Source organism: Muricoccus radiodurans (assembly GCF_050154705.1).
Classification (GTDB): domain Bacteria; phylum Pseudomonadota; class Alphaproteobacteria; order Acetobacterales; family Acetobacteraceae; genus Roseomonas; species Roseomonas radiodurans.
Genome location: NZ_CP189561.1, coordinates 1567849 through 1583838, shown reverse-complemented (window position 1 = coordinate 1583838; position 15990 = coordinate 1567849). Strand labels below are relative to the sequence as shown.

The 15990-nt window shown below is 67.5% G+C and carries 18 protein-coding genes and 1 pseudogene; 5 read left to right on the top strand and 14 right to left on the bottom strand.

Features of this window, described 5'->3' with window-relative positions; all coding sequences use genetic code 11:
* Window positions 1–57 precede the first annotated feature (57 nt).
* From ACP6CK_RS07890 to ACP6CK_RS07880, 3 genes are all read right to left on the bottom strand, one after another.
* Window positions 58–912: a hypothetical protein gene (locus ACP6CK_RS07890; protein ID WP_426958331.1), complete on the bottom strand. Its 855-nt coding sequence runs from the start codon at window positions 910–912 to the stop codon at window positions 58–60.
* Window positions 913–1367: 455 nt separating this feature from the next.
* Window positions 1368–2126 (bottom strand): hypothetical protein, encoded by a 759-nt coding sequence (locus ACP6CK_RS07885; protein WP_426958330.1) that lies wholly within the window; start codon window positions 2124–2126, stop codon window positions 1368–1370.
* On the bottom strand, window positions 2123–2410 hold the full coding sequence (locus ACP6CK_RS07880) for a hypothetical protein (protein WP_426958329.1): 288 nt from the start codon (window positions 2408–2410) through the stop codon (window positions 2123–2125). The genes ACP6CK_RS07885 and ACP6CK_RS07880 overlap by 4 nt, the downstream gene beginning before the upstream one ends.
* A gap of 178 nt (window positions 2411–2588) precedes the next feature.
* Here ACP6CK_RS07880 and ACP6CK_RS07875 point away from each other — a divergent pair, with 178 nt between their 5' ends.
* The 5 genes from ACP6CK_RS07875 (at window position 2589) to ACP6CK_RS07855 (ending at window position 4268) form a co-directional block, all read left to right on the top strand.
* The gene (locus ACP6CK_RS07875) at window positions 2589–2804 is read left to right on the top strand and encodes a helix-turn-helix domain-containing protein (protein WP_426959890.1); all 216 of its coding nucleotides are present in this window, start codon (window positions 2589–2591) and stop codon (window positions 2802–2804) included.
* The gene (locus ACP6CK_RS07870) at window positions 2801–3028 is read left to right on the top strand and encodes a helix-turn-helix domain-containing protein (RefSeq protein ID WP_426958328.1); all 228 of its coding nucleotides are present in this window, start codon (window positions 2801–2803) and stop codon (window positions 3026–3028) included. Before ACP6CK_RS07875 ends, ACP6CK_RS07870 begins: the two co-directional genes overlap by 4 nt.
* A complete protein-coding gene (locus ACP6CK_RS07865; protein WP_426958327.1) occupies window positions 3025–3264 on the top strand; it encodes a transcriptional regulator in 240 nt (79 codons plus the stop codon). Before ACP6CK_RS07870 ends, ACP6CK_RS07865 begins: the two co-directional genes overlap by 4 nt.
* Complete coding sequence (locus ACP6CK_RS07860; RefSeq protein WP_426958326.1) at window positions 3261–3566, top strand: transcriptional regulator; 306 nt, start codon at window positions 3261–3263, stop codon at window positions 3564–3566. The genes ACP6CK_RS07865 and ACP6CK_RS07860 overlap by 4 nt, the downstream gene beginning before the upstream one ends.
* A gap of 147 nt (window positions 3567–3713) precedes the next feature.
* A complete protein-coding gene (locus ACP6CK_RS07855) occupies window positions 3714–4268 on the top strand; it encodes a hypothetical protein (protein ID WP_426958325.1) in 555 nt (184 codons plus the stop codon).
* Between the two features lie 170 nt (window positions 4269–4438).
* Here the strand turns inward: ACP6CK_RS07855 and ACP6CK_RS07850 are convergent.
* The 11 genes and pseudogenes from ACP6CK_RS07850 to ACP6CK_RS07800 form a co-directional block, all read right to left on the bottom strand.
* Window positions 4439–4528, bottom strand: a pseudogene (locus tag ACP6CK_RS07850) (PEP-CTERM sorting domain-containing protein); the annotation flags it as partial.
* Between the two features lie 764 nt (window positions 4529–5292).
* Complete coding sequence (locus tag ACP6CK_RS07845; RefSeq protein ID WP_426958324.1) at window positions 5293–5631, bottom strand: hypothetical protein; 339 nt, start codon at window positions 5629–5631, stop codon at window positions 5293–5295.
* A gap of 1 nt (window position 5632) precedes the next feature.
* Window positions 5633–9481 (bottom strand): hypothetical protein, encoded by a 3849-nt coding sequence (locus ACP6CK_RS07840; protein ID WP_426958323.1) that lies wholly within the window; start codon window positions 9479–9481, stop codon window positions 5633–5635.
* A gap of 2 nt (window positions 9482–9483) precedes the next feature.
* The gene (locus ACP6CK_RS07835) at window positions 9484–9726 is read right to left on the bottom strand and encodes a hypothetical protein (RefSeq protein ID WP_426958322.1); all 243 of its coding nucleotides are present in this window, start codon (window positions 9724–9726) and stop codon (window positions 9484–9486) included.
* 4 nt (window positions 9727–9730) lie between these two features.
* Window positions 9731–9976 (bottom strand): hypothetical protein, encoded by a 246-nt coding sequence (locus ACP6CK_RS07830; RefSeq protein WP_426958321.1) that lies wholly within the window; start codon window positions 9974–9976, stop codon window positions 9731–9733.
* A 119-nt stretch (window positions 9977–10095) separates the two neighbouring features.
* On the bottom strand, window positions 10096–10533 hold the full coding sequence (locus ACP6CK_RS07825; RefSeq protein ID WP_426958320.1) for a helix-turn-helix domain-containing protein: 438 nt from the start codon (window positions 10531–10533) through the stop codon (window positions 10096–10098).
* Between the two features lie 471 nt (window positions 10534–11004).
* Complete coding sequence (locus tag ACP6CK_RS07820) at window positions 11005–11457, bottom strand: helix-turn-helix domain-containing protein (protein ID WP_426958319.1); 453 nt, start codon at window positions 11455–11457, stop codon at window positions 11005–11007.
* 242 nt (window positions 11458–11699) lie between these two features.
* Entirely contained in the window at window positions 11700–13082 is a 1383-nt protein-coding gene (locus ACP6CK_RS07815; RefSeq protein ID WP_426958318.1) for a tyrosine-type recombinase/integrase, read from the bottom strand.
* Between the two features lie 723 nt (window positions 13083–13805).
* Window positions 13806–14075 carry a hypothetical protein gene (locus tag ACP6CK_RS07810; RefSeq protein ID WP_426958317.1) on the bottom strand — a complete coding sequence of 90 codons (270 nt, stop codon included), beginning with the start codon at window positions 14073–14075 and terminating at the stop codon, window positions 13806–13808.
* 147 nt (window positions 14076–14222) lie between these two features.
* Window positions 14223–14984, bottom strand: coding sequence for a 2-keto-4-pentenoate hydratase (locus ACP6CK_RS07805; RefSeq protein WP_426958316.1), 762 nt, complete (start codon window positions 14982–14984; stop codon window positions 14223–14225).
* Window positions 14984–15982: a TrmH family RNA methyltransferase gene (locus ACP6CK_RS07800; protein ID WP_426958315.1), complete on the bottom strand. Its 999-nt coding sequence runs from the start codon at window positions 15980–15982 to the stop codon at window positions 14984–14986. Before ACP6CK_RS07800 ends, ACP6CK_RS07805 begins: the two co-directional genes overlap by 1 nt.
* Window positions 15983–15990: the final 8 nt, after the last annotated feature.

Genomic DNA, 15990 nt, shown 5'->3' with positions numbered 1-15990 from the left:
AAGGTGCGGGGTGAAGCCAGTCATGACACGGCGGAACCGGACAGAACCGGACAGAACTCAGTCCACTTGAAGAGGGATGTCCGGCGGGCAGTAGCGCTCCACCCGGCGCTTGATCGTCTTGTCGTCCGGGGCTCCATTCTCCCGTCCACCCCACTCTCGGTCGCACCATTCGCGCATGTGCTTCCGGAGAGCCTTCTGATCGGAGAAGCCCCCTTCCCACGTTAGCCGGACGATTTCTCGAATGAAGTCGTCCCAGGGGTATCCGTCGGGCGCGCCACCAGGAGCTCGTGGCTTTTGCGAGTGTCCCGCCGATTGAACCGTCGCCGGATCGCGCAACCGCTGCCACTCTTCCGACGTGAAGACCCGGAGGTCGATCAGCTCGACTGTTCGACCGGGCTCGCGCGGAATGGCTCGATCCGAGACGATCGCCAAACGCCAGAGGGTGAGGCTCATTGGGTCGATCGGCACATACGGCGCCGTGGGATCGAACGGTATGCGCTTGCCGGCGAGCACCAACTGGCGCTCGGCCAGCAAGGTAGTGAGATCGCGTTCGAAGGCTTCGATTTCTGGAAGAGGCACGACGACCGACTGCTGCCGGTGGGGCTGCTGATAGTGCGGGCCAAGCTCGTCCCAATGCAGTTGCCACAAGCTCCGCCCGACTGCATGTGCTGGGCCCGGAGTAGGTGAGAGGCGGCCATCGATTGCCCGAAGATATTCCCCGGAGAGCAGCACAAGGACGTCGTCCCATTGGTCCATGACGATGTCCGTCTGAACGTCCGCGGCGAGGTCTTCCATCGGCATCGAAATGCTGTCGTCCGACGGCACTTGCCCCGACCGGAAAACGACCAGCCTGAGACCGCCGTCGCTGAAGAGCTGGCAGTAAGCCTGTCGAGCCTGTGACCTGACGTCCACCCACGCCTCCGCAGCGCATCCGCGAGGAAGGCGGCGGGGCGGCCGGGGCGGAGATCCCGGCACGGCGGTTTCGAACCCGCGCCCCGCCGAGGGGGAGTGTAGCGCCGTGCGGTGCGGGAGGAAGGGTGGGCACGGGGCCCACCCCCGACGATCTTCTCCGGCTCACGCCTGCCCCCTTCGCCTGGGCGGCGCAAACGGGCCGGGGAAGAGGCGCGTGACCGGCGCACTGTCCGGCAGCGACAGCAGCACCGCATCTACGGCCCGACGCTGCGCCCAACACACACCGAGCCGCACGTCGCTGTCGGGGAGCTGCTCCGCGACGAGACAGAGCGCACGCATTAGGATCTCGGCGCGGGCAGCGAACGAAGGCGCCCGCCGTAGCGCATCGGCCAGTGCCAGGCCGGCCCGATCTCCGACGCGAAGCGCGCCGTCGTGTGTCAAGACCACCGCCCGGCTCATGACCGCGGCTCCCCACCCGCCGATCTTCTCGGCACGTCGGTGTTCCAAGCGACCCCGATCCCGAGCGCCTGCCTTTCAGCTTCGATCGCCGCAGAAGCCGCCATCAGCAGGTTGTGGGCGCGCACGTCATCGCCGGCCAGGTCGGCTCTTCTCGCCTCCAGGGTGCAGGCCACCGCAAGCGCGTGCCCCTGCACCGGCAGCGCTTCGATCGCCCGGGCGGCGTTGCTCCACATCCACGGCACGTCCGGCGTCTCCGGCAGCACCACCGGCGGCGGGAAGGCGGCCCGCAGGACGGCTACTTCCTCCTCCGTGATCGGCCGCCGGAGGGGCGGCACCGGTGCCAGGGCATGCTCGCCCAGCAGGTCACGCAGCAGGCTCCAGGCGACAGCCGTCTCCCCCTCGCAGTCTCGGCCCGGGCCGGTTCTTCTGTCATTGCCTGCTAGCCAGTCGGCGCAGAACTCAGCTTTCGCACGCAGGCCCTCCGGCGTGCGGGCTGGCATCTGCGCCGCGGCTTGCAGAGGCGCCAGCCAGCGCGGTGGAACGAGGATCTCGGCCAGGGACGGCGGGTCGGTCCGAGGCGGCTCGGGCGCCCGCATCTGCGCCCGGACCTGCAGAAGGAGGTGGATCAGCTCGCCATCGAGCTCGGCCGCCTTCTGCGCGCCGGCACCGCCGGCGCCGCCGGCCAGGAGGGCGAGGGCGGCCGCGCCGGCTCCGCGAAGGGTACCGCGGCGGTTCGTGGGAGAGCGGCGGGTCATGCGATTGCCCTCCCGCAGCGGGCGCGGCGGGCGGACAACGGCAGGTGCTGCGCGCTGGCCTCGTCCGGCTCCGCCTCGCCCTCGGCGTCCGGCTCCAGGTCCGGGTCGCCGTCCAAGTCGTCCAGCATCGCCAGGACGCGCTCCACCAGGAGCTCCAGGCGGGCGCGCATCTCGGCGCGGGTGAGGGGGGCGGGGCTTCTTCTTCTCGGCCGATGCGCTCCGCCAGAGAGCGCGCGCGATCTTCTGGCCACGCCTCGCGGCGTGGTATGGGTGCGGGTAGCCATAGCCTGCTCTCCACCGAGCGGGTTGCGGTTAGGCCGGGGTTGCGGTTGCCGCCGCTTCACCGGCCGTTTTGCTTGTGCGTCCGCAGCAAGCTGGTAACATGGCTACTAGCGGCCGGACCGGTCGTCAAGCGTTTTGGTAACGGGGTTACTCTTGGCGATCAGTGCCGTGCAAAGCCGGATGGCCCGTGCTGCCCTACAGCTAGGGGTGCGCGAGGTCGCGGCCCTCGCTCAGGTTTCGCCGAACACAATCGCCCGGCTTGAGCGAGGTGAGACGCTGCAGCCCCGCACTCTCGACACCATCCGATCCGCCCTAGAGGCCGCTGGCGTGATCTTCGTCCCCGAGAATGGTGAGGGGCCGGGCGTGAGGTTGCGCAAAGAGCGCTCGGCCGCATGACGCCCGAGCAGTGCCGCACCGCTCGCGAGCTCCTGGGATGGAATGACCGCGATCTCGCGACGGCTGCCGGGTGCGGAGCCGAGACCGTGCGAGTTGTAGAGAGTGGTGCCAGCCGGCCCCGCGCTCCGACCCTGGCGCGCCTTCGGGCAGCCTTCGAGGCCGCCGGCATCGAGTTCATGGACGGCGATCGGCCGTGGGTGCGGCTGCGGAAGCTTGCCGGATGACGCCGGTGCAATGCCGGGCCGCGCGTGGCCTGCTGCGATGGTCGATCGTCCGGCTGAGTGGGCTCACTGACGTGCCTACCAGTGCCATCTCCAAGTTTGAGGTTGGGGCGAAGCCACTGACCGGAGGCAGGCAGGACGTCATTCGCGCCGCCCTGGAGGCAGCCGGCGTCATCTTCGTGGCCGAAAATGACGAAGGCCCGGGCCTCAGTTTGAGGAAGGAGCGCGCTTCCGGATGACCCCTGACCAGTGCCGAACGGCGCGACAACTCCTGGGCTGGAGCCGGACCCGCCTTGCGGCAAATGCGGACGTGAAGAGTTGGGCGGTGGACCGCTTGGAAGGTGAGCGTGGCCCGATCCCGCCGGCGGATGAGAAGGCTCTGCGCGCCACCTTCGAGGCTGCGGGTATCGAGTTCATGGAAGAAATAGGCGGAGAGCTGGGCGTGAGGCTGGCGGGCGCGGCTCAGGAAGCGCCGGATCAGGTCCAGGGCGGGGTCAACAAACCCAGCTCTCACCCGACCATAGACGAAGACGCGATATGAGCCCGGCTCTCGCCGCTATCTGTGCGGCTCTCGAAGGTACCGGCATCGAGTTCACGCTAGAGGACTATGCCCGTCCGGGCGTGCAACTCGGATTAGAAAGCGGCCCGTCGCATCGCCGGCGAAATTGGAGGGTCTAAGGACATCGAAATGTCGACTGAGAGATCCAACCCCATTTCGCCCGAAATCAGCTGGGCCGTCGCCAGATACATGCAGCGCAGCAATCATTTTCGGGAGTTATTCACCGAGGGATTGAATTATCTTAATACCAAGTATGGCGCGGATTACCTGAGCATTTTGACCATCGCAATGCTGAATAGCTCTTCGCAGCCACCTTCAGGCGACCTCGCAAATGATATCCGAATTTTTCAAAGGACGGAAATTTTTAAGGAGTACTACGTAGCTTCACTCTTTGTCTTGCTTGAGGGGTACAACAAAAAGAACCTATTTGGCGCGGATAAGGATATCGACCGCATTCAGAGCAATCCATTGACCCCGAGGCTTAAAGCATTTCGACATGGCCTTTTCCATTTCGAATTGGACCAGGCGAAATGGACCAGGGATAACGTCCTAAACGAGCCAGAGGTCGCTCAATGGACTTACGACCTGTCCGAGGCCTTCCATGCGTATTTCGACCGGATTTGGCGCGAGAGCGCAGCAGCTTCGGGAATACCAGATCCGGCCTCCTTCTCGCCGCCTCCGTGAAGCTGGGACCAGCGAACTTCTTGAACTCGGAGGCGCGCTGCCGGGGGATGCCGACTTCGGGGAGAGTGGCCGGGCAGTGTCCGAAGCCCGGACACTGCCCAGGTGACAGTCCTGACGAGCGACTTCGCCCCGCTCCTGGGTCGTCTTCAATTCATGGCTGCTTTGCTCGATCAGGCACGGAAGCGGCCCCGACGGCAGAGGCCGAGGCCCAGCAATCCTGCACCGAGAATTGCGAGCGACGCAGGCTCCGGAACTGCCGTCGGTGGCAGGCCAAGGTTGAAAGTCGTTTCCCTTGCCAGAAAGACGTCGTCAGTGCCTTCGGACGTGTATCGGAAGTCTTCGATGCGATCGAGCGGCCGCCCAGCAGCCCCGAAATCTCGCCCAGCGTTGTTGATCCTCAGGGCGAAGTTGTCTTGGCCTCTCGTGATCCCCCCAGTGCCGATCCCAATCGCCAAATTGAGTGTCCCAGGGAATGTGCTGAAGGTTACCGCGCCGGTGAAGGGAAGGCTGAGCGCTAGGACTTCCAGGCCCGTCGTCTGCCCCGTGCCGATCACCATTGGATCAAACGTGAGCCGAAAGACGCCTGACACCGCGTCTATGGGCGGATCTTCCCCGAAGAAGAAACCCACGAAGTCACTTGCCGTGAAGCTGTAGGTTCGCGTCACCAGAGCTGCATTAGCATGTGCTACGCTGAGGACAAGCGCTCCAACAATGCAACCGAGCATATTGAGACGAGCTGCGCCTTTACGACGTTGCATCAACCGGATCCTCTGCTTTCCAACCGACACGATTTCGCATTGAGTTCGCAAATGCTGTGCCGCCGAACTTTACCAGTCGTTTCAGGATTGTACGGAGCGATCCGGTGCTTAGCTTCGATTGAGTGTAAAGCTTGCTGACATCAGGATGACGCCGTTCCTAGGGCGTTTATCGACGAGCGGAACTCGGAGGAAATTAGCCCTGCACGGTGCTTGCACACCCCTGCTTGCTGCAGCAAGCAGGCCGCGGATACGCCGTTTTGCCGCTCCTACTCAACCACCCGCAGCCGCCGCGGTGTCGGCCGCGGCGGCGCCGGCGGAGCCGATACGGGATTGTCCTTCCTCAGCATGCCCACGATGACGCCGCCCATCGCCGCGTACTGCTGAGTGTTCTCGGCGGCGGTGACAGCACCGTCGATCAGCGGCGAGGGTGGCGCCGCCATCAGCCGCTCCAGGATCCGGGCAGTCGCCTCCCTTGCCTCCGGTGCCGCCTCCACGATCAGCCCGAGCATTGTGGTCTGCAGGAGGTGCATCTGAGCCCGCGTCAGCTCCACAGCCTGGGCCAACTGCTTCGCGTCTACGGTCGTCATCGCTGCGGCCTGCTCCATGTCACCTGGTCCCCGTGAGCCGCGTCGTGCGCAGCTCCTCCTTCAGGTTGAGGATCTGCCCCTCAAGATCTTCCATCCTGTCGGTCAGCCGGATCAGGTTGCTGCTCACCCGATCGAGTGACCCGCCGAATGCCGGCAGGTCCAGCGAGGCGCCGAGCCCGCTGACCATGCTCCTCACCATGTTCTGCAGAGCTGAGCCTTCGGCACCGCGACCGAGGTAGGCATCGCCGGCCGAGAGCAGGTTGGCGGCAGCCGAGGTGACGCCCGCCAAGTCCGCCCCGGAGAGGCCGACCGCCCGGGCCTGCTCCACCGCCTCTGCGAATGCCCTCTGCTGGGCGAGGAACGCGTTCTGCGGCGAGACGCCGGGGGCGCTGGCGTCCATCCCGTTCAGGAAGTCCACCAGCGTCCCCTGCTTCTCCGCGATGGTGGCGAGGGCATCCCGCTCGCGGCTTAGTCCCTCCATCGCCTGCGCCTGGCGGTTCGCCTCTTCCTGCGCCGCCACCTGCTCCAACGCTGCCGCGCCCTGCGCCTGCACCACCCGAGTTAGGTCGGCCATGGTGGCGCTCACCTGGCCCGCGGTCAGGCCCATGGCCTCCAGCTGCGCCAGGGTGCTCTCCAGGTTGGCGTTCGCGGTGCGGGACCACCTGGCGTTGACGATCTCGGCCATGGACATGGAGGAGGAGAGGCCCAGGCCGTTCAACTGCTCCGCGATGTTCTCCTGAATGGTGAGGAACTGAAAATCCCGGTCCCTGACCGCCTTGTCGAGGGCGTTCTGCCGCTTCGTTGCGAGGAAGTCTTCCGCTAGCCCGAGGTCACGCGCCTTCGCGATCATCTCATCCCAGGGCTTCGCGATGTTCTCGAGCGATGTGGCGAAGGTGGCGGCCTTGATCTCCAGCTCGTCACGGACCGGCTTGTACGTCTCCTTGTACCATTGCAGGTCATTGACCGTAGCCTCGGCGCCGGCGGCCGCACGCCGGCCGATGATGCTGCGGACGTTCTCGTCGGAGGTCTGCTGAGAGGCGAGACGGAGGAACTCGGTCGCCGCGTCCTCCACCATCTTCTTCACGCCCTCTTCGTCGGCGTTAAAGGGCTTGCGCTGGTCGCCCATCTGGAAATAGGCGCCGTCGCGATCACCGAAGCCGACCTTGAAGGAGGCGCCAACGGGGCCACCGAGGCCGGCAGCGCCGCCGATCTGCGTGGCAAGCTGCTTCAGGGCGTCGACGGCAGCCTTGGACTGGTCGCGGTTCTCCTGGCTGTACTTGTCCCCGAGTTGCCCGCCCTCGGCACCGACGCCGGTGAGCGTGTTGTACGAGTAGTTGCCCTCCATGTTGCTGGGCTTCTGCCCGGGCAGGAGGGAGCCGATCACCATCAGCGCCGCGGCAGCGATCCAGCCGTAGACGGGCACGGCAGCCATGGAACCAGCGAGGGCGGCATAGGCGCCCATGCCCGCCATCGCAGCGCCGCCGGCGGCCTGCGTGTATCCGCCGACACCACCGCGCTCCAGGCCCTGGTACAGCCCGTAGGCGCCGCCGGCGATGGCAAGGCCACCGCCAAGCGCCGCGCCGTAGGTGCCTGCGCCGCTAGCAGCCGCAAGGCTCTCGGTTCCGACCGGGCCCATGGAGACGCCCATCGAACCGGCCATGCCCGTGTCAAAGCCCGCGGCGGCGAGGCCGGCTGACTGGCTCGCCGTTAGTCCGCCCGTCGCGGCGAACGGCGCGGAGTAGGCGGGCTGGTTCAGCCAATTCTGCAGACCGGTGCCGAGGTAGCCGTCCACGGTCCCGGCCATGCTGCCGAACCCGGAGGTATCCACGCCGCCGGTGCCGCTGAAGAAGACGCGCGACCCGTCAATGGTGCGGGTGACGCCAGCGCCACCGCCCCCGAACAGGCCGCTTCCTGTCTGATAGAGGCTGCTGGCCTGCCGGGCGTACCCGACGAGACTGCCATCCTGCATGATCGGCTGCGCGTCGGCAGGGACATTGCGGCTGGCGGTCCCAGGGCCGAACAGCGTGATGCCAGAGCCGCCGGCGGTAGCGAGCCCGCTGCCGAACACGCCGCCCAGGTTCAGCCCATTCACGATCGGCGTCACGATCGGGCGGATGATCGCTTCGGCCGCGATCCGGGAGAAGGTGCGCTTGGCGGTGCTCTCGAACGTGTCGAGCATGCCCTTCCAGCCCTTGCCATTCTTATCGAAGAGGTCGGCAAAGCTGTCGGCAGAATAGCTGACAATGCTGTCGGTGACCTGGCGGTTGGCCCGCGTGATGGCCTCCCCCTGCCGCTTGGCCGCCTCCTCTGCGGCCTTCGTGGCCGGGTCGAGCGCGGCGACGGCGCGATTGAAGCGGTCCTGGTCGATTGCATTCGCGGCTAGCGCGCGGCGCAGGGTGTCGAGCTGCTCGGCGTACCTCTCGGCGGGCGTTTTGATCGCCTCGAGGATGCGGCGCGCCTCCTCGTGCACCGGGTTGCTCTCCGCGGCGAGCCGGTTGAACTCCTCCTGACTGAGCCCCAGGACGCGCAGGTTGCTCTGCACCCGCGTCAGCATGGTGGCGTAGCGTTCCTGCGCCTTCTCCGCGCTGGTCATACCCATCATGCGGAGCTGCGATAGGTCGTTCTCGGCTTGGCTCTGCTCGCGCAGCTCAGTGGCTGCATTCCGCGACGCCTCGGCCTCAGCCCGCCGCGCCGCAGCCCGTCCGCTCCGGCTCTCGCTCTCGGCCAGCTTGCGCAGGTCATCGGCTTGCTTCGACTGTGCCAGCCCGAGCAGCCGGGTGGCCTCGGCGGCGTCGATCTCACCCTGTGCCTGGCGCGCGTTGATGGCCGTCACCCGGTTCGCGTACTCGGCCCGGATGGTGCCGGCCCGGTCCAGCTCACGGCGCAGCTCGTCCACGCTGGCGGAGATGCCGCGGGGCGCGTCGGGGCCGAACTGATCCGGTCCGGTCACGCCAGCCTGCCGCAGGCGGTTTACCGCGGCGGTGGCCTCCTGGATGCGGGTGTTCACCCGGTCCATGTCCTGCTGCAGGCCCTGGACGCGCTGACGGGCTGTGAACAGCTCGCCCCGCTCCGCGGCCGCCACATCGTCTTCCGCGACGTTCGCGCCGGCGCGCCTCATGCGCGCGCGGTCCCGCTCCCGCCGCGCAACGAGGGCCTCCAGTCTGTCCACGTCCCGCTGCGCGGTCGTGAGGTTCGCGGCGTTATCGTCATTCCGGCCGGTCAGGGCGGTAAGGCTGCCCATCAGGCTCTCGCCGGTTGCCGTCCGGGCGGCGGCCGCGGCGCGAGCCGCGCGCTCCGCTTGGTTCATGAAGGCTTCGGAGACCGCGTCGATCGCGGTCTTGAGGTTGCGCTGAACCTGCGTGGCGGTCTCGAAGTCCCGCTCCATTTTCTCGGCGGCCTTCTTGGCCTCGTCGCCGATCCCCGCGAACTGCAGGGCCAGGGTGCCCGCCACTAGCACTGCGCCAGCGACGGCTCCGCCAGGGCCGAAGGCGCCTAGGAACTGGCTGCCCTGCTGCCCGATCGCGGTCAGGGCGTTCGTGCCCATCTGCAGTTGGACGGCCAAGTCCTGTGCCTGGAAGCCCGCCGAGCCCGCGATGGTGCGGAACCGCGACATGCGCTCCGACGCCACGTCTGTCGCGTCGCCGAGCGCCTTCGTGCCACGGGTCGCAGGATCGTAGGCGCTGCCAATCGCGCGGCCCGTGTCGTTCGCGGCTCGGCCGAGGCTCTGCTGTGTGGAGGCGGCGCGACCGGTCGCGTCTTCCAGGGACTTGAGCGCGGCCTTGCCCGTCTCGCCGATGCCCTGGAGCGCGGCGCGGACTTCGGCCGCCTGCTCCAGCGTCAGCCGAATAGCGATCGTGCGTGAGGCCATGGTCAGCGCCCTCCCTGGCGCCAAGGTTGGCCGGTCATCGCCTCATGCTGTCGGCGGACGCGGCTCATGCGGCCGAGCCCGGGATGCGCCGGGCGCGGCCGGTAGCGGTCCTGCCATTCCTGGAACTCCGCCTCGTCGTCGGGGCGGAGCGGAAGATCCTTCTCCGCGTCAGCCGCAGGCCTTCCGCCGAGGCGGAAGAGGTAGGCCCGGGCCAGCGAGAACCGCTGGCGAATGACGGCGATCATCCGGTCAGCGCCCGGAGAACTGCGCTGCTTGCCGAAGGATCATCGCGCCATAGTCGGCGGGATCCAGAGCGCGATAGTCGCCATGCTGCGCTGATCCGAACGGCGAGGAGCCGTCGGCGCCGGGCTTCCTGTCACCGCCGCGAAGCCGGCGGATGAGTTCGTGGCGTTCCTCGATCGTCAGTGCTCGGCCGCGCGCCTCTACGGTAGCGGTGATCGCTGAAGCGATGGCGGAAGTGTGCTGGTCGGCCACGGTTCACCCTTCCTGCGATGCAGGGGCAGCGGAGAAGATGCTGCCGGGTGCCGGCCCGACGATGGAAGGATAGTCGTTGAAACTGACGAATGCCAGTACGAAGCACGTGAGAGCGGACTTTAGCCCTCTTGCGCAGCGCTTGCGCCGCCGAGGATCTTCGCGAGATCCATGACATGTTTCCGGCTCGTCGGATCAGAGATGCGGAAATACGCTCGCAGGAGCTCCGACGCCTCCCGGCCATTCCGAATGCTGCCGTGCCCGTCGGTGTGCGGGCCGGCAGGCGGGTCTGCGCGGTCTGCTCCGTCAAAAAAGAAGCTGATGGGTACGTCGAGCGCGCGCGCAATCTCGAACAGGCGGCTTGCGGCGATACGGTTCGCGCCGCTCTCGTATCTCTGCAGTTGCTGAGAAGCGATGCCGAGCGCCTCGCCGAGCGTTTCCTGGCTCCATCCGAGGTTGGTCCTGCGTAGGCGAACGCGGCTCCCGAGGAGAACGTCTATCGAAGTTGGTTGATGCTTTCGCTCGGCCTGGCCAACAGACGCATCGGTGCTCTTCCGCACTGTCACGCTCCTCATAGCCGAGCCGATCTATGGCGCGGAGCAGCACGCGCTTCGGGTGCTGCTGTTACTACGGGTTAACTAAAACGGTTGCAACATTTGGGATTTTTTGCAGGGTTCAGCGCTCGTGCGGCCTGACCGAGGCCAAGCGATGACCCCTTCTAACGCATAGATTTCGCTCGAAATTGCACTCGCGCCGCAGCTTACCTGCGACATGCCATCCGCAAGGTGGGCTGTACCGACCGGACCGGTCGAAGATCAGAATGTTCTGGTGAGGGATGCAGCGCGCACCGAGAGTGGTGGCCCTCTTTCTGGAGCGTGTGATCTGGCTCGGGACCGAGCTCGATGCGGGTTGAGGCGGGCGTCCGACAGCAGCTCTAAGGGGGAAGTGGCTGCTGTCGGACGCCATCTCCGCGGCTCTCGAAGGGGGGGTACGAGCCGCAGAGGTAGAGAGGGACGAAAGTTCCGCGGGCCTTATGCGTGTTGGCCAGCAAAGTCTTCGCCGAGGCTCTTCGTGAGCTCCAGGACGCGCTTCCGGATCGCCGGATCAGCGATGCGGTAATAGGCACGGACCAGCTCCAACGTCTCGCGCTGGTGGAGAGGGTTTGCGCCAGCACTGTTCGTCATCGACGGGACGGCAGATTGCCGCTTGACCGATGCACCAGGACTGTCGGACGCGTCATCAAAGAAGAAACTGATCGGCACATCGAGCACACGTGCGAGTTCAAAAAGCCGGCTGGCCCCGATCCGGTTCACACCTCGCTCGTACTTCTGCACCTGCTGAAAGCTGATGCTGAGCGCTTCCGCAACCTCTGTCTGGCTCATGCCCAGGAGCATGCGACGCAGCCGGATCCGGCCGCCGACGTGGGCATCCATCGGGGTCGATGACTTGACCTCCTCTGTGACGCTGACCGCCTCGTCTGACATTTCTCGCTACCCGTCACGTGAGCGCTGCGCCACCGATCACACATCGGTTCGGTTGTGGTAAACCATATTTTTGGACGGTTTAGCTTTTGTGCTACAGATTGTTCAGCTTACAGTTCGGGGTGGTCCGACCTGGTCCGACCTGAATGGCCTCAGGTCGGACCGGGCAGAGTGCTGCCGAAAGCCCCACAAATACGGAGTTTCTGTAGGGTGGTCCGACCTGGTCCGACCGGTCCGACCTGAAATCATGATGTCCGGGTGCGAGGTGCCCTCTTCGTGGCGATCGGCACCACCTTCGGGTCAACCGTTTGCCCCTCTCCACACGCGACAACATGGGCAGCCCAGGCCTCCAGGGCGGCACGGCGCTCGGGCAGGAACTCGGCCCGCTGGTAGATTGCCGCGACGCCACGGATCGTGCCCTGGACGTGGTTCAGGATCCGATCGGCGACGTGCGGCGGGAACCCAGCATCCGAGAGCCAGGTCACGCCGCTGCGGCGGAAGTCGTGAAACGTCCAGTGGGGCAGGGGAGGGGCCTTCCCGTCAGTCGTCTCCCTCCGCTCCGCCTCGATCAGTAAGTCCAGCTGACGCCTGATCCACGCGAACGTGGTGAGGCTATTCAGCGCGCCCGCCTCGCTGAGGCTGGGCACGCCGAAGACGAGGCGCGGGGTATCGCTGCGCTGAAGCTCGCCGAGGATCTGCCGCGACGCCGGCGCCAGATGGATGGTGTGCGGCTTGCCGTTCTTCGCTCTTGCGCCGGGCAGAACCCATGTCGTGCCGTCGGCGGAGATCTCCGCGTCAGTGATGCCGGCGACCTCTTCCCGCCGCTGCAGCGTCAGCAGCAGGAACCGCACGAATGGACCATAGGGGTGGGGCAGCTTACCCGCCGCACGCCAGATCAATCCCACCTCTTCGGGTGTCAGAACCCGTTCCCGCGGGATCTCCTTCCCCGGGGCGGGCACTCCCTCGAACGGGTTCGCGTCCAGCATCCCGCGGCCGCGCGCCCACCCGAACATCGCCCGGGCATAGGACTGGACCCGGCGCGCCGTCGTCTCGCCGCCGTTCTCCGCGGCTCTGTCCACGCAAGCCACTGCCTGCGCCTTCGTGACCATCGCGGTCGGCGTGTCGAGGATGGGGGCAAGGTGCTGGTTCATCCGGGACAGGGCGTCGCGCCGGTACGAGAACCGCTTGTGGGCGAGGTGGAGGCGGTCCCAGTCCTCGATCAGCCGCCGCACCGTGAAGGCGTTCGCGGCAGCCTGCAGCGCGGCGCGCTTCTCGGCGGTCACGGCCTCCACCTGCTTTGCCTTCTGCTCGCCCCAGGGGTCACCACCAGCCACGACGGTGCCGCGGTACTTCTGCGCGAGCTTTCGGGCCTGGGCGGCGGTGACTTCCCCGAACACGCCGAGGGGGAGGCGGCGCTTCGCCCCAGCGAGGTTGTACTGGAAGAGGAAGGTCCGCCGACCCTTCGCCTCCACCCGCACGCCGAAGCCCGCCTGCTCCGCATCGAAGACCAGCATGTCCTTCCGGCCAGGCGGGCAGGTCAGGGCGGCGACGGTGCGATCATCCAGCCGAATGGGTCCGCGGCCCGGATCCTGCGGACCTTCTGCGGACCCTTTTGATTGGCGGGGCATGGCGGCTCCGGTCGGCTCACGTCTCCTGTGTGAACCGGGAAGAGCAGTAAATCCAGCCGCTTAGCGAAGTCCTGTCGGCGAGTGTCGTCTCCCGGCGACCCGTCCGATCGGTTTTGTAAACCGAAGGTCGGGGGTTCGATCCCCTCACCCGGCATTCCCCGGCGTGGTCAGAATCGATCGATTGGCGCCCCGGTCCCGTGCCATCGATGGCCCGTGCCGACGTCTAAGCCCTCCATATGGAGAGCACACGCGAGACTGTGCCGTCCCCGACATGGGAAGCCGGACCGGGAGTGACCCTCCCTGGTGGACCGGCTTCCCTTTGAGCAAGCCCCAAGCCGACGGGCCGATCCCAGACCGCCGGTCAGCAGGGGGGCGCCGTCAAGCCACTCGGTCGTGCGCTGGTAAGGCACTGACCTGAAGTTCCGGACGCCACGAAACGCCAGCTGAAGTCGGATCGGGCGCTGACGGTGAGGTCAGCGCCCGCCCGAGCAGGGATCAGGCTCCGGCCGGGTGCGGCAATGCACGGAGGTCGCTGGCGCCGTTCAGAGCGCGGCGTGCGGACACGCCCGCCGCGACGAAAGCAAGAAGAAGAAGGGCAGCGATGATGCTGGGCATAGTTGGGACCTTTGTGCTGGTTCCCTCCCCTCTCTCGCCTCGGAATGTGGATGCTGCACTGCAGCATGTCCAGTCACGGAGATGCGACGCGTTGAGAGGTGGACGCGATCAGGCATTCCCCACGCAGTCGAAGTCGTCCTTGTTCGTAGCCCGAATGACCGCAGCAAAGAGCCGGAGGGCGTCCGGCCCGCCCTGATCCAGAAGGGTCCCCACTTCCATCTCTCCGGCCAGGAGCTCGGCGTGATCGGCGAGGGTCTGCGCGGCGCGCTTCAGCGCCTCGCGCGAGAGGGTGAGTTGAAGCTCGTCCGGAAGGTCATTCCAGGCGGCCGGGCTGGCGGCAGCGTGGCTCGGACGAGTGGCGTGGGAGGACGGCAGCATGGGAGTTTCCTGCTCTCATCGTGCCGTCCTGGCTGGGTTGCCCCTCTCGGGTGCCCATGAACAATGCGCGCGGCCGGTGAAGGCGCGGTAAACACAATTCACGTTCGCGTGGTGACCGGGTCGAGAGGTCAGGACAGCAGGCTGCGCCTACCGAAACCCTGCGGTGACCTGCCCCAGCGTGTCGAAGGTCACCGTCACCTCGCAGGGCTGGTCCAGCCAGATCGGCGGTGTCACCGACCCCAGGAAGATCACCTGGCCGGCGCGCAGGCCACCGAACGCCTCCGCTGCGCCGGACCCGGCAAGCCACGCCAGCGCGTCCAGCGGGTGGCCGAGCAACTCGGCGCCGGTCCCCTCGGCCCGGACGATCCCGTCCACCGCGATGCTTCCATGCGCCGCCGCCAGGTCCAGCCCGGGCCAGCCCGACGCCGGGGCGCCGGTTACGCCGCCGGCGTGAAAGATCTGGTCCGCGATCAGCGCCGGCGCGCCGAGCGCCGCGAAATCGTCGTATCGGTTGTCCACCACCTCGATAGCCGGGAAGACGTGCTCGATCGCGTCCACCAGCGCGTCGCGGCCGTGCTGGCCCACCGAGAGGTCGTGGCGCAGGCGGAAGCCGATCTCGCACTCCACGCCGGGGCGCCGGTAATCGGCGAAGCGGAACTCCCCGTGGTGCTCGCGCAGACCGGCCCGTGGCGTGAAACCCCCGCAGGGATGGGAGAGGTGGAGGTAGGCCTGCATCCCCCTGGCCGTGGCGCCGATCTTGAACCCGGCGGGGGGCGCCTCCCCGAGCGCCTCCGCCAGGCGGCGCTGGAGCGCGTAGCCCTCGGCGAGGTCGCGGGGCGCGGCACCCCCGAGATCCGGGAAGTTCCGGCCCTCTCGCCGACTGGTCAGGATGAGGTCCACGGGGTCCATCAGGCGGCTCCTCGGACGATTTCGTAGAGCGCCACGGCGGCCGCGGCGGCGACGTTCAGGCTCTCCATCTCCGGCCGGATGGGCAGGCGCACCAGCTCGTCGCAGGTTTCGCGCTGCAGGCGGCGCAGCCCGGCCCCCTCTGCGCCCAGGACGAGGGCGGCGCGCCGGTCGGTCGGCTTCGCCTCGGCCAGGGTGCGCTTCGCCTCGCCGGCCAGGCCCATCACCCATGCGCCGGATTCCTGAAGATGGCGGATGGTGCGGGCGAGGTTCACCTCCCGGATCATCGGCACGATCTCCAGTGCGCCGGAGGCGGCGCGGGCCAGCGCCCCGGTCTCGGGCGGCGCATGGCGGTCCTGCACCACCACCGCGCAGGCACCGAAGGCCGCGGCGCAGCGGAGGATCGCGCCGACGTTCCGGGGGTCCGTCACCTGGTCCAGCAGCAGCACCGGACCGTCCGAGGCGCGGAGCGCGTCGTCCAGGGCGATCCCCGGCAGCGGCTCGGCCAGCAGGGCGGCGCCCTGGTGAACCGAATCCTCTGGCAGGAAGGAGTGGAAGCGGGTGCGGTCCTCCACACGCTCCGGCTGGAGCTTGCGGGCGGCGAGGGTTCCGGGCGGCAGGCGGGCGAGCAGGTTCTCCTCGGCTTCGGCGGTCAGGAGAAGGCGGCGGAGGCGGCGGCGGGGGTTCCCGATCGCGGCGGCGACAGCATGCAGGCCGTGCAGCCAGATCACGCCGTTGCCCTCCCGCGGCAGCGATTCGCGGGGCTGCTCGGCCGGGCGCGCGGCGCTGACGGTCTCCGGACGGCCCGGGCCGCCGGCGCGCCGCGCATCCGGCCGGTCCCCGCGCGGGTCGCGGGGACCAGCGCCGCGCGGGGGCCGGTCGGGCTTGTCCTCGGGCGCGGCGCGGCGGCGCGGCGGGTCGCCGAATCCGCGGCGGTCGCGCGGTTGGCCGGCGGGGGGCGGTCCCGGACGGCGCGGACCGGTGGGGCGTTTCGGAGGCATGGCGCATC

Excerpts from the sequence above, each read along its gene's own strand:
- ACP6CK_RS07885 (WP_426958330.1), bottom strand. The coding sequence starts at position 2,126 with ATGACCCGCCGCTCTCCCACGAACCGCCGCGGTACCCTTCGCGGAGCC.
- ACP6CK_RS07880 (WP_426958329.1), bottom strand. The coding sequence starts at position 2,410 with ATGGCTACCCGCACCCATACCACGCCGCGAGGCGTGGCCAGAAGATCG.
- ACP6CK_RS07875 (WP_426959890.1), top strand. The coding sequence starts at position 2,589 with ATGGCCCGTGCTGCCCTACAGCTAGGGGTGCGCGAGGTCGCGGCCCTC.
- ACP6CK_RS07870 (WP_426958328.1), top strand. The coding sequence starts at position 2,801 with ATGACGCCCGAGCAGTGCCGCACCGCTCGCGAGCTCCTGGGATGGAAT.
- ACP6CK_RS07865 (WP_426958327.1), top strand. The coding sequence starts at position 3,025 with ATGACGCCGGTGCAATGCCGGGCCGCGCGTGGCCTGCTGCGATGGTCG.
- ACP6CK_RS07860 (WP_426958326.1), top strand. The coding sequence starts at position 3,261 with ATGACCCCTGACCAGTGCCGAACGGCGCGACAACTCCTGGGCTGGAGC.
- ACP6CK_RS07855 (WP_426958325.1), top strand. The coding sequence starts at position 3,714 with ATGTCGACTGAGAGATCCAACCCCATTTCGCCCGAAATCAGCTGGGCC.
- ACP6CK_RS07845 (WP_426958324.1), bottom strand. The coding sequence starts at position 5,631 with ATGGAGCAGGCCGCAGCGATGACGACCGTAGACGCGAAGCAGTTGGCC.
- ACP6CK_RS07840 (WP_426958323.1), bottom strand. The coding sequence starts at position 9,481 with ATGGCCTCACGCACGATCGCTATTCGGCTGACGCTGGAGCAGGCGGCC.
- ACP6CK_RS07835 (WP_426958322.1), bottom strand. The coding sequence starts at position 9,726 with ATGATCGCCGTCATTCGCCAGCGGTTCTCGCTGGCCCGGGCCTACCTC.
- ACP6CK_RS07820 (WP_426958319.1), bottom strand. The coding sequence starts at position 11,457 with ATGTCAGACGAGGCGGTCAGCGTCACAGAGGAGGTCAAGTCATCGACC.
- ACP6CK_RS07815 (WP_426958318.1), bottom strand. The coding sequence starts at position 13,082 with ATGCCCCGCCAATCAAAAGGGTCCGCAGAAGGTCCGCAGGATCCGGGC.
- ACP6CK_RS07810 (WP_426958317.1), bottom strand. The coding sequence starts at position 14,075 with ATGCTGCCGTCCTCCCACGCCACTCGTCCGAGCCACGCTGCCGCCAGC.
- ACP6CK_RS07805 (WP_426958316.1), bottom strand. The coding sequence starts at position 14,984 with ATGGACCCCGTGGACCTCATCCTGACCAGTCGGCGAGAGGGCCGGAAC.
- ACP6CK_RS07800 (WP_426958315.1), bottom strand. The coding sequence starts at position 15,982 with ATGCCTCCGAAACGCCCCACCGGTCCGCGCCGTCCGGGACCGCCCCCC.